Origin of the sequence: Bradyrhizobium macuxiense (assembly GCF_007993935.1) — a bacterium.
In the GTDB taxonomy this organism is placed as follows: Bacteria; Pseudomonadota; Alphaproteobacteria; order Rhizobiales; family Xanthobacteraceae; genus Bradyrhizobium; species Bradyrhizobium macuxiense_A.
Window position 1 is genome coordinate 650,503 of sequence record NZ_VITY01000004.1, and the last position, 13,367, is coordinate 663,869.

General features: G+C 64.6%; 11 protein-coding genes. 4 read left to right on the forward strand and 7 right to left on the reverse strand.

The window, feature by feature from the left end:
- Positions 1-6 precede the first annotated feature (6 nt).
- A complete protein-coding gene (locus FBZ93_RS14285; RefSeq protein WP_146986620.1) occupies positions 7-762 on the forward strand; it encodes a hypothetical protein in 756 nt (251 codons plus the stop codon).
- 267 nt (positions 763-1,029) lie between these two features.
- Positions 1,030-3,141: an acetate--CoA ligase family protein gene (locus FBZ93_RS14290; RefSeq protein WP_146986541.1), complete on the forward strand. Its 2,112-nt coding sequence runs from the start codon at positions 1,030-1,032 to the stop codon at positions 3,139-3,141.
- 160 nt (positions 3,142-3,301) lie between these two features.
- Here FBZ93_RS14290 and FBZ93_RS14295 read toward each other — a convergent pair whose 3' ends face one another.
- From FBZ93_RS14295 to FBZ93_RS14325, 7 genes are all read right to left on the reverse strand, one after another.
- Positions 3,302-4,102: an enoyl-CoA hydratase/isomerase family protein gene (locus tag FBZ93_RS14295; RefSeq protein ID WP_024582673.1), complete on the reverse strand. Its 801-nt coding sequence runs from the start codon at positions 4,100-4,102 to the stop codon at positions 3,302-3,304.
- Between the two features lie 17 nt (positions 4,103-4,119).
- Positions 4,120-5,280, reverse strand: a complete 1,161-nt coding sequence (locus tag FBZ93_RS14300; protein WP_018269158.1) for an acyl-CoA dehydrogenase family protein — start codon at positions 5,278-5,280, stop codon at positions 4,120-4,122.
- 30 nt (positions 5,281-5,310) lie between these two features.
- Positions 5,311-6,378, reverse strand: a complete 1,068-nt coding sequence (locus FBZ93_RS14305) for an acyl-CoA dehydrogenase family protein (RefSeq protein WP_146986542.1) — start codon at positions 6,376-6,378, stop codon at positions 5,311-5,313.
- Positions 6,379-6,609: 231 nt separating this feature from the next.
- A complete protein-coding gene (locus tag FBZ93_RS14310) occupies positions 6,610-7,461 on the reverse strand; it encodes an IclR family transcriptional regulator (RefSeq protein WP_146986543.1) in 852 nt (283 codons plus the stop codon).
- 2 nt (positions 7,462-7,463) lie between these two features.
- Positions 7,464-8,597 carry an NADH:flavin oxidoreductase/NADH oxidase gene (locus FBZ93_RS14315; protein ID WP_146986544.1) on the reverse strand — a complete coding sequence of 378 codons (1,134 nt, stop codon included), beginning with the start codon at positions 8,595-8,597 and terminating at the stop codon, positions 7,464-7,466.
- A 44-nt stretch (positions 8,598-8,641) separates the two neighbouring features.
- Positions 8,642-9,856, reverse strand: a complete 1,215-nt coding sequence (locus FBZ93_RS14320; protein ID WP_146986545.1) for an ABC transporter substrate-binding protein — start codon at positions 9,854-9,856, stop codon at positions 8,642-8,644.
- A gap of 15 nt (positions 9,857-9,871) precedes the next feature.
- Positions 9,872-11,500, reverse strand: a complete 1,629-nt coding sequence (locus FBZ93_RS14325; protein WP_246667473.1) for an AMP-binding protein — start codon at positions 11,498-11,500, stop codon at positions 9,872-9,874.
- Between the two features lie 197 nt (positions 11,501-11,697).
- Here FBZ93_RS14325 and FBZ93_RS14330 point away from each other — a divergent pair, with 197 nt between their 5' ends.
- Positions 11,698-12,459 carry an N-acyl homoserine lactonase family protein gene (locus tag FBZ93_RS14330; RefSeq protein WP_146986547.1) on the forward strand — a complete coding sequence of 254 codons (762 nt, stop codon included), beginning with the start codon at positions 11,698-11,700 and terminating at the stop codon, positions 12,457-12,459.
- 90 nt (positions 12,460-12,549) lie between these two features.
- Positions 12,550-13,332: an SDR family NAD(P)-dependent oxidoreductase gene (locus FBZ93_RS14335; RefSeq protein ID WP_146986548.1), complete on the forward strand. Its 783-nt coding sequence runs from the start codon at positions 12,550-12,552 to the stop codon at positions 13,330-13,332.
- Positions 13,333-13,367 lie beyond the last annotated feature (35 nt).

A 13,367-nucleotide genomic window follows, 5' to 3' on the forward strand; every position in this document is an offset into this window, starting at 1 on the left:
AATCACATGGCCGATTACATGCGGCTGCGCCAGATCTGTCTGGTGGCGCCGCAGCTCAAGCCCGTGATCGCTGATATCTCCGCGATCATGGGCCTCGATGTCTGCTATCGCGACTGCAATGTCGCCAAATACGGGCTGGAGAACGCGCTGCTGCCGGTCGATACCATCCTGCTGGAGGTGGTCGCGCCGTTCCAGCCTGGGCCGGGCACGGCGGCCGGCCGCTTCATCGAGAAGACCGGCGGCCGTGGCGGCTACATGGCGATCTTCTGCTGCGAGGATCCCGACGCGCGTGGCGCCAAGGCCAATGCGATGGGCGTGCGGACCGCGAACGTGATCACGCATGCGCCGTATCACGGCGTGCAACTGCATCCGCGCGACTGCCGCGCCGCCTTCATCGAGTTCAACCACACCGACGGCAGCGACGACATCCTGGGGCCATATCCGCCGGCCGGCCCTGACTGGCAGAAGTCGATCCGCAAGGACACGACCCTTGCGCTGACCGAAGTCGAGATGCAGAGCCCCGAGCCAGAAGCGCTGGCGGCGCATTGGGGGAAGATCGTCGGCGCGGCCGCCGACGGTACCACGGTGAAGCTGCCCAACAGCATCTTCCGCTTCGTCAAGGGCAGTAGCGAGATCATGAGCGGCTTGACGTTCAAGGTCTCCGACAAGGCCAGGGTGCTGGACGCCGCAAGAGCCAGGGGCTGTGTGGTGGCGGGGGATCAGTTCCTGCTCTGCGGCGTGACGTTCAAGCTGACGGTGTAGCTCTCGTAGCCCGGATTGAGCGAAGCGAAATCCGGGGCCGCGCTCTCCACGGATGGACCGTTCCCGGATTGCGCTTCGCTGCATCCGGGCTACTTCTCCCGTCATCCTGAGGAGCGCGCAGCGCGTCTCGAGGATGCACGGCCACAGACCGGGCCGTCCATCCTTCGAGGCTCGCTCCGCTCGCACCTCAGGATGACGGGGAGGGTGGTTGAGCGGGCGGCGGCGATTCAATATCGTGGCTCATAATAACAACAACCGGAAACGCCCATGTCGCATCCGCTCGATTCCTTCTTCGCCCCAAAGAGCATCGCACTGATCGGTGCCTCGCGCGACCACGAGAAGATTCCCGGGCGGCTGCTCGCGATGCTGCGCAAGAACGGTTTTCCGGGCGCGCTCTATCCGATCAATCCGAACTATGACGAGATCGACGGGCTGAAATGCTTCAAGTCGATCGCCGAGATCGGCGCGCCGATCGACCTCGCCGTCGTCGTGATTCCCGCCCGCGCGGTGCTGCCGGCGCTGGAGCAATGCGCGGCGGCCGGCGTCAAGAATGCGGTCATTATCTCCTCGGGCTTTGCCGAGGAGGGCGGCGACAGCGCAGCGATGCAGGATGCGATCGTGGCGCTGGCGAAGCGGACCGGGATGCGGATCAGTGGCCCGAACGCGGAAGGTTTCTACAGCCAGGTGCAGAAGGTCGCCGCGACCTTCAGCCCGACCGTCGACGTCAAGCCGGATGTGCCCGATCTGGTCGCGAGCAGGCGGCGGATCGGTATCGTCGCGCAGAGCGGCGGCATCGGCTTTGCGATCTATCATCGCGCCAAGGCGCTCGGCGTCGCGCTCAGCTACGTGGTCAGCGCCGGCAATGAGAGCGATCTCGGCGCCGGCGAGTTCCTCGACTACATGGTGCAGGATCCCGCAACCGACGTGATCCTGCTGTTCATCGAGGGCATCCGCGACGTCGACAAGTTCCTCGCCGCGGCGAAGCGCGCGGCGGAGCTCAGGAAGCCGGTCATCGTCACCAAGGTCGGCCGCTCGGGCGCCGGCGAGCGCGCGGCGGCCTCGCACACCGCAAGCATGGCCGGATGGTCGGCAGCCTATGACGCGGTGTTCGCGAAATACGGCTTCATTGTCTCCAACGATCTCGACGAGGCGGTGACGATTGCTGCCGTGTTGACCACCAATCCGTTGCCGAAGGGCGATCGGGTCGCGGTGCTGACGGTGTCCGGCGGCGCCGGCATCTGGGGCGCCGACACCGTGTCGATGCAGGGTCTGCGTGTGCCGGAGCTGTCGCCCGATATCCAGAACCAGATCAAGCAATGGATGCCGTCCTATGGCGCGGCGGGCAATCCCGTTGACGTCACCGCGCAGGGCGTTTCCTCCGGCGGCCTGCAGAAGAGCATCGAGCTGTTCGATGCGTCCGGCGAAGTCGATGCGACGCTGGTCGTGCTGTCGCTGTCGAGCGAGACGCGGATGCCGTTCAAGGAGGAAGAGCTGAAGCCGGTAATCTCGGCGCAGCACAAGCCGGTGGTGTTCTACTCCTACACGCTACCGTCGCAATTCGCGCGGCAGGAGCTGGCGAAGTCGGGCGTGGTGGTGCTCTCGGGGCTCACCCATGTCGGCGTCGCGATGCGGCGGCTGGCGGATCATGCCGCCTTCAAGCCCGCGCCGGAGATGGAGGCGGCGCCGCCGGCACACGATCTCTCCGCGCATCTGAAGGCGAAGACGCTCTCCGAACATGACAGCAAGTCGCTGCTGCGCGCCGCCGGCATCGCGCTGCCCGACGAGGTGCTGGTGACCGACCGCGACGGGCTCGATGCCGCGATCGAGCGCGCCGGGTTTCCACTGGTCATGAAGATCCAGTCGCCGGCGATTGCGCACAAGAGCGAGGTCGGCGGCGTCCGCGTCAACATCGCCGCCAAGGGCGCGGCGTTCACGGCCTATCGCGACATGCTGGAGACCGTGCAGAAGGCGAGGCCGGACGCTGCGATCCAGGGTGTGCTGGTCGGGCCGATGGCAAAAAAGGGCGTCGAGATCATTGTCGGCACGATGACGGACAAGACCTTCGGGCCGTTGGTGATGGTCGGGCTCGGCGGCATCACGACCGAATTGTTCAAGGACGTGGTCTATCGCCCGGCGCCGGTGAGCGCGGCTGAGGCGACCATAATGCTCGAGACGCTGAAGGCCGCGCCGCTGCTGCACGGCTTCCGCGCCGCGCCGAAAGCGGATGTCGCGGCGCTGGCGCGGCTGATCTCGCAGATCTCAGTGCTGGCTGCGCAGCACCGAGGCGAGATCGCCGAGATCGAGGTCAATCCGGTGCTGGTGCATCCGGAGGGGCAGGGCGTGACGATCGTCGATGCGCTGGTGGTGTCGAGGAGTTAGCGAGCTATCCCCCCCCACCGTCGTCCCGGCGAACGCCGGGACCCATACGCCGCGGCCCGCGGAATGGGCACAAGGGGGGCGGCTTCGCTTACAACTCAGCTCGGTGGTTATGGGTCCCGGCCTTCGCCGGGACGACGTGTTGAGAGAGGCGGGTGAACCTTTACCGCCCCTTGAAGTTCGCGACGCGGCGTTCGGCGGTGGCCTTGACGCCTTCCTTGAAGTCTTCGGTCGCGCGCAGCTTGGTCTGCTCTTCCAACTCGTGGTTGGTTGCGGCGAGCACGCGGTCGGCGAGGCCGGCGCGCATGGTGGCGCGGGTCGAGACCAGGCCGAGCGGCGAGCATTCGGCGATCTCCTGCGCGAGCTTCATCGCCTCGGCGCGCACCTGATCCTGCGGCACCAGCACGTTGGCGAGGCCCCAGCGATAGGCCTCTTCGCCGGTGACGCGACGGCTGGTGTAGAACATCAGCTCCGCATTGTTCTTGCCGATCAGCTCCGGCAGCGTCGTGGTGAGGCCAAAGCCCGGATGGAAGCCGAGCTTGGTGAAGTTCGCGGCGAAGCGTGCTTCGGGGCAGGCGACGCGGAAGTCGGCCGAGACGGCAAGCCCGAGACCGCCGCCGATCGCGGCGCCATGGATCGCAGCTACGATCGGCTTCTTGTTGCGGAAGATGCGCACCGCCTGAACGTAGAGATGGTTGATCGGCAGGTTCGAGGCCGGATCGCTCTTGGCACGCTCCTCCTGCTCCTGGCGGGCGGGATCGCCGAAATTGGCGCCGGCGCAGAACGCCTTGCCTTGCGCGGCGAGCACCGAGGCGCGGATCTCGATATTGTTGTCGAACTCCTCCAGCGCGTCGGCGATCTGGTTGATCAGCGCGACGTCGAAGAAGTTCAGCGGCGGCTTTCGGATTTCGATCAGGCCGACATGGCCGTGGGTCTCGACGCCGATATCAGTGTACTTGGTCATGTTCTGTCCTCGTTGAATTAGCGCAAACCGAGCCCGCGGGCGATGATGCCGCGCAGCACCTCGGTGGTGCCGCCCTGGATCGTCAGCTTGGGTGCGGTCTTGATGGCGAAATCGAGCTGCTTTTCCAGCGTCTCGCGATTGGTCGCGGTCTCCTCGACGAAGGCCGCGAGATCGCGCACCCGATGCGGCAGCTGCTGCTCCCACACCGTGCCGATGTCCTTGACGATGGAGGCTTCCACCACCGGCTCCTTGCCGGCCTGCAGCATGCCGGCAACCGACACCGACATGCGGCGCATGGTGTGCACCTGCGCCACCAGGCGGCCGATGCCTTCAGCGCTGCGGGTATCCGGGTTCTTGCCGACCGCGCGCACCAGCTCGGTGAGCACGTAATACGTCTCGAGGAAACGCTCGGGGCCGGAGCGCTCATAGGCGAGCTCGGATGTCGCCTGCTTCCAGGCGCCGTCGACCTCGCCCAGCACGTGATCGTCGGGCACGAAGTAGTCGGTGAACACCACCTCGTTGAATTCGAACTGGCCGGTGATCTGGCCGATCGGATTCACCTGGATGCCCGGCTGCTTCATCTTGACCAGGAACTGGGTCAGGCCGTGGCGGCGGTTTTCCTTGGTCGGCGGCGAGGTGCGGAAGATCGCGATCATGTAGTCGGCGATATGCGCCGACGAGGTCCAGATCTTAGTGCCGTTGATCAGATAGCCGCCGTCGGTCTTGGTGGCGCGGGTCTTTGCCGCGAACAGATCGGAGCCGGAATTCGGCTCGCTCATGCCGATCGCGAAGCAGACCTCGCCGCGGCAGATCCGCGGCAGGATGTCCATCTTGATATGCTCGGGCGCGTATTTCAAAAGCACCGGCCCGCTCTGGCGGTCGGCGACGAAGAAGCGCCGGGTCGGCGCGTTCGCCACCCGCATCTCCTCGGTCACGACATAGCGCTCGAGGAACGAGCGCTCCTGGCCGCCGTATTTCTTCGGCCAGGTCATGCCGAGCCAGCCCTTGGCGCCGACGCGGCGGGAGAATTCCGGCGCGTCATTATCCTCGCGGTTCGGCGCGTGGGGATCGAAGGTGCCGGCTGCAATCTCCTCGGCGAGGAAGGCGCGCACTTCCTTGCGGAGCTGCTCGCATTTTTCTGGCAGGCGGATCGGATCGAAACGAAGGGCTGCAGTCATGATGTCCAGTCCTGATTTTCCTGCCTGATCTCAGCGCGAAGCCACCAGCGGCCACAATTCATCGGCGCCACGGTCGGCGACGAGCTTGCCGAGCTCGACCGCCCAATAGCTCTCCGAGCCGAAATCGTCGCGCCATGCCAGTGCGCGCAGCGAATAGCGGTGCAGGATGTGCTCGATGGTGAAGCCGATCGCGCCATGCACCTGATGGGCGATGCCGCTGCCCTTCTCGGCCGCTTCCGAGCAACGGACTTTTGCGGCGGCCGCTTCGAGGAACACCGCGTCCGTGTCCAGCGATTTTGCATTCACGATGGTGTCGGCCGCCGAGGTCGCGGCGGCCAGCGCCGCGGCGTTTTCGCCGGCGAGGCGGGCGAGGTTGTGCTGCACCGCCTGGAATTTCGAGATCTTCTTCTCGAACGCGACGCGCTCGTTGGAATAGCGCACGGAGATGTCAAGCATCGCCTCCAGCGCGCCGGCGATCTGCAGGCTGCGCACCACGCCGCCCATCAGCATCAGCGTGGTCTGGCCAAAGCCCTTGGGCGCCGGCTTGGTCGTGACCGGTTGCACCTTGTCGAGCGTGACGGTGTCGTTGTGATCGCCGCCAAGGCCGGTGCTGGATTCGATCCGGCACCTCGCGGCATCGACCAGCGCGATCGAGATGCCGTCCTTGCCACCAGCCAGCACCGCGAAATGTTTTGCGTCCTTGGCAAACGGCACGCCGCGGGCGCGGCCGGAGAGGCTGCCGTCGGCATTCAACGTGACGCGGTCCTTCGGGCTTGCCGGCAGCACCGTCATCTCGCCTTCGGGAGAAGCGATCTTGCCCTGCGTCAGCAGCCAGCCGGCCAGCATTGTTTCGGCCAGCGGAACAGCGATCGCATGGCGGCCTGCGACGTTGAGGACGCTGAAACCTTCCGCGAGACTGGCGCCGGAACCGCCGAGATCGTCAGGCACCCAGGACAGAGGCAGGCCGGCTTCGGTCAACGCCTGCCACAGCGGCGCCTTCCATGCGCCCTGCTTGTCGTGATTGATGGTCTGGGCATCCGCGAGATCGGCGAAAATCTTTTCCGCGGTCTCGGCGACGATGTTTTCACTCTCCGCCACAGCGTTCCTCGTGTTGATTGGCTTGGGTCCGGCCGTCAGGCAGGCCTTGCTTGCGGTGTTGTCTTGCGCTCAATGATGCGGAAAAGCCATAGCCGTGACAAGCGTTGCCCGCAGGGCCACTTGCGTAGATGGCATGAAGCCGGGGCGCGGCGCATGAATTCCGCCGAGTGAACTTTCGGACGCTTCGATTTGTATGCCACGCGCGAAACAGAATTGGTTGACGGCATCGCTTCAGTCCGCCAGATGAAACTGGATCGCCTTCCGCATCAGGTCGGCGAACTCGGTCTCCTGGGTGACCAGCGCGTCGTTCAATCCGGCCACGCACAGCACCAGCGGTTCGTTGGATTCCGCGATCGGCGGCAGGTTCATGGCAACGGCACCCGCGCCCGGTGTGACCAGACCGAGCGAGAAGGCATGCCCCTCGTCGCGCACCTTCTTCAGCTCCAGCATCACGGCCTTGATGTCGATCTGCTGGTCGGATCGCGGCTCGTTGGCGTTGATCAGGCGCACCAGGCGGCGCACCTCCTTGTCCGGATAGGCCGACAGCAGCGCGTAACCCGATGCGGATCGTGCCAATGGCCGTAGCGTTCCGGCCTTGACATACAGTCGCATCGGCAGCTTGGCCTGGATGATGTGGACATATTGCGCGCTGAGCCCGTTGCGGACCGCGAGCATGATGGTCTCGCCGGTTTTCTCGGAGAGCTCATTCATCAGATTGATCAGGCGCCCCCGCGTGAACAGCGCCGGGCTCAGCCAGTGCCCCAGCATCGAGATCCGCGGCGTCGGGATATAGGTGCGGCGGCTGGTGTCGTAGTGCAGATAGCCGAACGCCGTCATCGTGCGCATCAGCGCCGAGGTGCTGGATTGCGGGAACTTGAGCGCGGCGGCGACCTCGATGGCGGACGCGGCCCGCTGGTGCTCCTCGAAGAATTCGAGCACGTCGAACACACGCCGCGCCGATTTGACCGCATTGTCCATCTTCGGCAGGTCGCGCGAGGTATCGCCGGGGAAATCGGGGCCCTCGAAAGACCGCGGGCCGGCGGCCCCGCCGGCATTCGCTGCATCCTTCTTCGCCAACGGCATCGTTATCGTCCCTGCTGCGCCACCCGCCGCTTCAGCCACCAGCCATACTGCTCGGGCCAGCTGGTCCATTCCGGATCGCATCCGAGCGCCAGTGCCGTCTGCGCGGGCCAGTTCGGATTCCACAGCAGTTCGCGGCCGAGCGCAATAAGCGTCGCCTTACCGTCCCGCAAAATGGATTCGGCGTAGTCCGGTTCGCGGATCAGTCCGACCGCCACTGTCGGCATGCCGGCTTGCTGCTGGATGCGTTCGGCGAACGGCACCTGGAAGCCCGGGGTTCGCGACACCAGCGAATTGCCGCGCGGCAGCTTCATGCCGCCTGACGAGCAGTCCACCATGTCGATCCCGATCGCCTTCAGCTCGGTCGCAAACGCAACGGAGTCCTCGATCGACCAGCCGATGTCGACGCCGTCGACCGACGAGATCCGCACGAAGGCCGGCAGGTGATCCGGCCATTCCTCGCGCATGATTGCAGCGATCCGCAGCGGCAGGCGCATGCGGTTCTCGCGCGAGCCGCCATATTCGTCGTTGCGGTTGTTTGCCAGCGGCGACAGGAACGAGTGCATCAAATAGCCGTGCGCACAGTGCAGCTCGATGACGTCGTAGCCGGCGACCCTGGCGCGGCGGAACGCCTGACGGTAGTCGTCCACCACGGCATCGATCTGTTCTGACGTCATCATCTGCGGAGCCGGCCAGCCGTCGTCGAAGGGAATGCCGCTCGAAGCCGCGATCTGCCACGGGCCCTCACCGCGCGCTGTGATATCGGCCTCGCCGAGTGGATTGCCGCCTTCCCACGGTCGCTGCGACGAGCCCTTGCGGCCGCCATGTGCGATCTGGACCGCGGCCTTGGCGTTGAAGCCATGGATCAGCGCCGCGAGCGCGGCATGGTCCGCGATGTGCGCGTCGTCCCAGATGCCGAGGCAGCCATGGGTGATGCGCCCCTGGATGTTCACCGAACTCTGCTCGACGAACACGAGGCCAGCGCCGCCGGCGGCGAGCTTGCCGATATGCGCGGTATGCCAATCGGTGGCCCGGCCCTCGCGCGCCGAATAGGTCGCCATCGGCGAAACCATGATCCGGTTCTTCAGTTCGAGGTCGCGGATTTGCAGCGGGGTAAACAGCAGCGGCAGTTCGGTCATGCGATGTCCAGCCTTGCTTGTGATGTGTGGGGACGTGATGGCGGTCATTTCTCCAGCAGCGGGCAGGCGCTCTCCTCTGGTGTCGCGAACGCCTCCTTGCCCGGGATGACCTGAACCAGCTTCTCGTAGTCCCAGGCGCCCTTGGATTCCGCCGGCGATTTCACCTGCACGAGATACATGTCGTGGATGAGCTGGCCGTCCTCGCGCAGGAATGCATTGCGGGCGAAGAAGTCGTCGATCGGCATGTCCTTCATCTGCGCGATCACCTTGGGGCCGTCGTCGGTGCCGGACTTCTCGATTGCCTTGAGATAGTTCATGACCGCGGAGTAGAGACCGGCCTGCACCATGGTCGGCCGCTTCTTGGTCTTCTCCATGAAGCGCGCGGCGAAGTCGCGGGTCTTGTCGTCGAGGTCCCAATAGAACGCGGTCGCGAGCTGAAGCCCCTGCGCCGCCTGCAAGCCGATCGCGTGGATGTCGCTGGTCTGCATCAGGAAGGCCGCGAGCTTCTGCTTCTGCGCCATGCCGAATTCCTGCGCCTGCCGGATCGAGTTGGCGAGGTCGCCGCCGGTATTGGCAAAGGCGATCACGTCGGCCTTCGAGCTTTGGGCCTGTAGCAAGTAGGACGAGAAATCCATGCTGTTGAGCGGATGCCGGACCTCGCCGGCGATCGTGCCGCCGACCTTCTCCACGGTCCTGGCGGCGTCGTTGCGCAAGGCGTGGCCGAAGGCGTAGTCGACCGTGACGAAGTACCAGCTCTTGGCGCCCGATTTGGCCAGCGCCCGAACCGTGCTGTTGGCGAGCGCGTAGGTGTTGTAGGTCCACTGCACCGAATTCGGCGAGCAGCCCTTTCCGGTCAGATCAGACGAGCCGGCGGACGACACCAGCATCGCCTTGTTCTTCTGCTTGGTGAGTTCGAGCACGGCGAAGGCGACGGCGGAGTTGGCGAAATCGACGATGACATCGACATTCTCCTGCTCATACCAGCGCCGCGCGATGCCCGCACCGACATCGGCCTTGTTCTGATGGTCGGCATCGACCATTGCGATCGGTTTGCCCAGCACCTTGCCGCCGAAATCAGCGATCGCCATCCGGACCGCTTCGACCGCTCCAGGGCCGGCAGCATCGGCATAAAGGCCGGCCTGATCGGTCAGCACGCCGATCTTCACCATGTCGTCGGAGATCTGCGCGTGGGATGGTGTGGCGAAGGCGACAGAGAGGATTGCTGCGCTCGCGGCGATCCATCCGTAAGTCGATCTCATTGTCGTTTGTTTCCTCTAGTTCGATTGCCTTATGGCGTTGGTTTTCTCTTGCCGCAGGTCGATCATGCCGGGATGCGATAGCGGGTCCCGGTCCGCGCCGAGCAGCACATGTTTCTGGATCTTGTTGGTCGAGGTCAGCGGCAACTCGGTGACGAAGGCGATCCATGCCGGTAGCTTGAAGGCCGCAAGGCGTTCGCGGCAGAACTGGAAGATGTCCTGTGCGAGTTCGCGTGAAGCTGCGGCGCCGTCGTCGGTCACGATGAAGGCCGCGACTTCCTCGTCGCGGATCGGATCGCGCGCGGCAACGACCGCCGCCTGCTTGACCAGCCCGGATGTCGTCAGCACGGCCTCGACCTCCGCGGCCGAGATGTTCTCGCCAGCGCGGCGGACCAAATGCTTGAGGCGATCGACAAACACGAAGGCGCCGTCCTCATGCTGCCAGGCGCTGTCGCCGGTGTGAAACCAGCCGCCCCGCCAGGCCTGCTCGGTTGCATCGGGGTCCTTCAGATAGCCGGAGAAGAAGCCACGCCGCGGCGTCACCTCCGAGTGGCGCACGCAGAGTTCGCCGACCGATCCCGGTGGCAGCGGATTGTCGTCGCCGTCGAGTATGACCATCTCGAGGCCCGGCTCGCTGCGGCCGATGGTGTTGGTTTCGAGGTGGCGCGGCTCGACCGTGTTGAACGGACTGCGCCCGGTCTCGGTCATGCCCCAGCCCTCGACGAAGGGGATGCCGAAGCGGTCGCGGGCGCGTGCGCGCTGCTCGGGATTGGCGCCGACGCCCATCGAAAAGCGCAGCGCATGGGCTTTCTCGTCCGGCGTCTCCGGCTGGGCGAGCAGGGCCGCGACGATGACGCCGAGATAGTGCAGCACGGTGGCCCGGCACGCGACGATGTCGCGCCAGGCAAATTTCGCGTTGAAGCGCTCGGGCAGGATCAGGCACCCGCCGGTCAGCATCATCGCGATCGGCGTCAGCGTGAGGCCGGCCATGTGGAACAGCGGCAGCGGGCTGTAGAGGCGCTCCGCGCCGGTATGATACGTCGCTTCGCCGCCGCGGCCGATGTACCAGCGGCCGGTCGAGATCACGTACTCGTTGGTCAGGATGCATCCCTTCGGACGCGCCGTCGTGCCTGACGTGTAGAGCAGCGCAGCCTCGGTTTCGCTTCCCGGTTCGCCGGCGCGAGGTGGCGGCCGCTTGGCAAGCGGGATATGTGTCGCGCTTGCGCCGAGATCGTCACCATACACCTCAAGCACGGGCACCGCGCCGGTCAGCGCCTTCTGCAATTCCCTCTGATCATGCAGCGTGACGATCAGGTCGGGCTCGGCATGCGCAATGAGATATTCGATTTCCGCAGCGCGATAGGCCGGGTTGATCGGAACGATCGAGACGCCGAGGCTGTTGAGCGCCAGCCAATGCACGATGAAGTCCGGCCGGTTCTCGAGCAGCAGGCAGGCGCGATGCCCATGGCCGAAGCCGGATGCGCGATACCGATCGCGCAATGCGAAGACCTGCCGCGCAATGTGTCCATAGGACAGTTCGACGCCGTCGGGAAAATATGCGCGGTCGGGCCGCGCGGGAACGCAGAGAAAGGGTTTGAACGCTGCCGGATCGGATGTCGCAGCGAACACGCTGAACACGGTGTACATCGTGGCGAAACTTCCCTTGGGCGACCGCTGATCGATGTCAACGATGCGGGCCGAAGAGCCGGATGCTTCGTTGAACGCATGGTGATGCGATCGCGACGTTGCACGGAAGCTATAGGGGCGAATAAGATGCTGTCAAATTTATTATGAGTTTCTATAAAACTCATATGTAGTTTTAGATCAAAATCAGAGGTGATGCGATGAAGATGCATATGCTGTCGGGCGGTCGTCTGCGGATGTCGAAGCGGACCTATCTTCCCGATGCGGCGCGCGGCGAGATGATCGATCTTCCGGTGTCCTGCGTGCTGTTGCGGCATACCCAGGGCAACGTGCTGTTCGATACCGGATGCCATCCCGATGTCGCGTCCGACCCGGAAGGCCGGCTCGGCACGCTCGCGAAATACATGCAGCCGATCATGCCGGCGGACGATCATGTGCTGACCAGCCTGAAAGCCGTTGGCCTCGGTCCCGACGATATCGACGTGGTGATCTGTTCTCACCTGCACACCGACCATTGCGGCTGCAACGCCTTCTTCACGAAGGCGACGGTGTTCGTCCACGCGCTCGAGATCGAGGCTGCGAATGCCGACAACGCGTTCGATCGCGGATACATCAAGGCGGATTGGGATCATCCGCTGAAGACGGAAATCTTCGACAAGCAGATGGACGTGTTCGGCGACGGCAAATTGACGCTGATCCCGCTGCCAGGACATTCGAAGGGAACGACCGGCGCGCTGGTCAAGCTGGATCGGAGCGGCGAATACCTGCTCGCATCCGATTCGCTCAGCGTGCGCGCCAATCTCGACCAGCGAATTTCTCCGCGGAACAGCCTCGATGTCGATCAATTCCTGAAATCGCTCGACGAGATTGCCAGGCTCGAGGCGTCAGGTGTCAAGATCATCTGCGGCCATGACGATGCGCAATGGGCCGGCCTGCAGAAGGGCCCTCACGCCTATTTGTAATGGACCGGCGCGGCTTGCAGATGTATTTCCGCGCGATATGGTGTGCCACCGCCGGAGATCATCTGGCTCACAACAACAAGGAAAATGCAGATGTCCAAGGATGGTTTGTGCGCGATCGTGACCGGATCGGCATCGGGCCTCGGCGCCGCTACCGCGCAAATCCTCGCCACGCAGGGCGCACGCCTCATCATCAACTATTCCAACAGCAAGGCGGAAGCCGAAGCGACCGCGGAAGCCTGCCGCAAGCAGGGCGCCGAGGTGCTGGTGGTGCAGGGCGACGTCTCGCGCGATGAGGACTGCAAGAAGATCGCGGCCGCCGCGCAGGGCTGGGGCCGTCTCGACGTGCTCGTCAACAATGCCGGCACCACCAAGCATGTGCCGCATCATGATCTCGACGGCCTGACCGCGGACGATTTCCAGCGCATCTATGCCGTCAACACCATCGGCCCGTTCCAGATGGTCCGCGCCGCGCGCGCTTTGCTCGAAGCCGGCGCGAAAGCCTCGGGTCTTCCCTCGGCGGTCGTCAACGTTTCATCCGTCGCCGGTATTTCCGGTGGCGGATCGTCGGTCGCCTATGCCGCGAGCAAGGGCGCGCTCAACACCATGACGCAGTCGCTGGCGCGCGCGCTGGCACCGCTGATCCGTGTCAACACCGTGTGCCCGGGCTATATCGATACGCCGTGGTTCACCAAGGGCCGCGGCGAGGCGGGCGCCAAGCAGGTGCGCGATGCCGTGGTCGCGCGCGTGCCGCTGAAGGTTGCGTCAACGGCCGAAGATATCGCCAATCTGGTCTGCTTCCTGGCGAGCCCGGCGTCGAGCAACATGACCGGTGAATTCGTCCGCATGGACGCCGGCATGCATCTGATTCAGTGAGACTGCAGATCAGCCGCGCCACGATGCGGATGAAA

What these genes read in the sequence shown, in the direction of transcription:
- FBZ93_RS14300 (WP_018269158.1), bottom strand. Translation starts at nt 5,280, where the DNA reads ATGACTGCAGCCCTTCGTTTCGATCCGATCCGCCTGCCAGAAAAATGC.
- FBZ93_RS14330 (WP_146986547.1), top strand. Translation starts at nt 11,698, where the DNA reads ATGAAGATGCATATGCTGTCGGGCGGTCGTCTGCGGATGTCGAAGCGG.
- FBZ93_RS14290 (WP_146986541.1), top strand. Translation starts at nt 1,030, where the DNA reads ATGTCGCATCCGCTCGATTCCTTCTTCGCCCCAAAGAGCATCGCACTG.
- FBZ93_RS14335 (WP_146986548.1), top strand. Translation starts at nt 12,550, where the DNA reads ATGTCCAAGGATGGTTTGTGCGCGATCGTGACCGGATCGGCATCGGGC.
- FBZ93_RS14310 (WP_146986543.1), bottom strand. Translation starts at nt 7,461, where the DNA reads ATGCCGTTGGCGAAGAAGGATGCAGCGAATGCCGGCGGGGCCGCCGGC.
- FBZ93_RS14295 (WP_024582673.1), bottom strand. Translation starts at nt 4,102, where the DNA reads ATGACCAAGTACACTGATATCGGCGTCGAGACCCACGGCCATGTCGGC.
- FBZ93_RS14320 (WP_146986545.1), bottom strand. Translation starts at nt 9,856, where the DNA reads ATGAGATCGACTTACGGATGGATCGCCGCGAGCGCAGCAATCCTCTCT.
- FBZ93_RS14315 (WP_146986544.1), bottom strand. Translation starts at nt 8,597, where the DNA reads ATGACCGAACTGCCGCTGCTGTTTACCCCGCTGCAAATCCGCGACCTC.
- FBZ93_RS14285 (WP_146986620.1), top strand. Translation starts at nt 7, where the DNA reads ATGGCCGATTACATGCGGCTGCGCCAGATCTGTCTGGTGGCGCCGCAG.
- FBZ93_RS14325 (WP_246667473.1), bottom strand. Translation starts at nt 11,500, where the DNA reads ATGTACACCGTGTTCAGCGTGTTCGCTGCGACATCCGATCCGGCAGCG.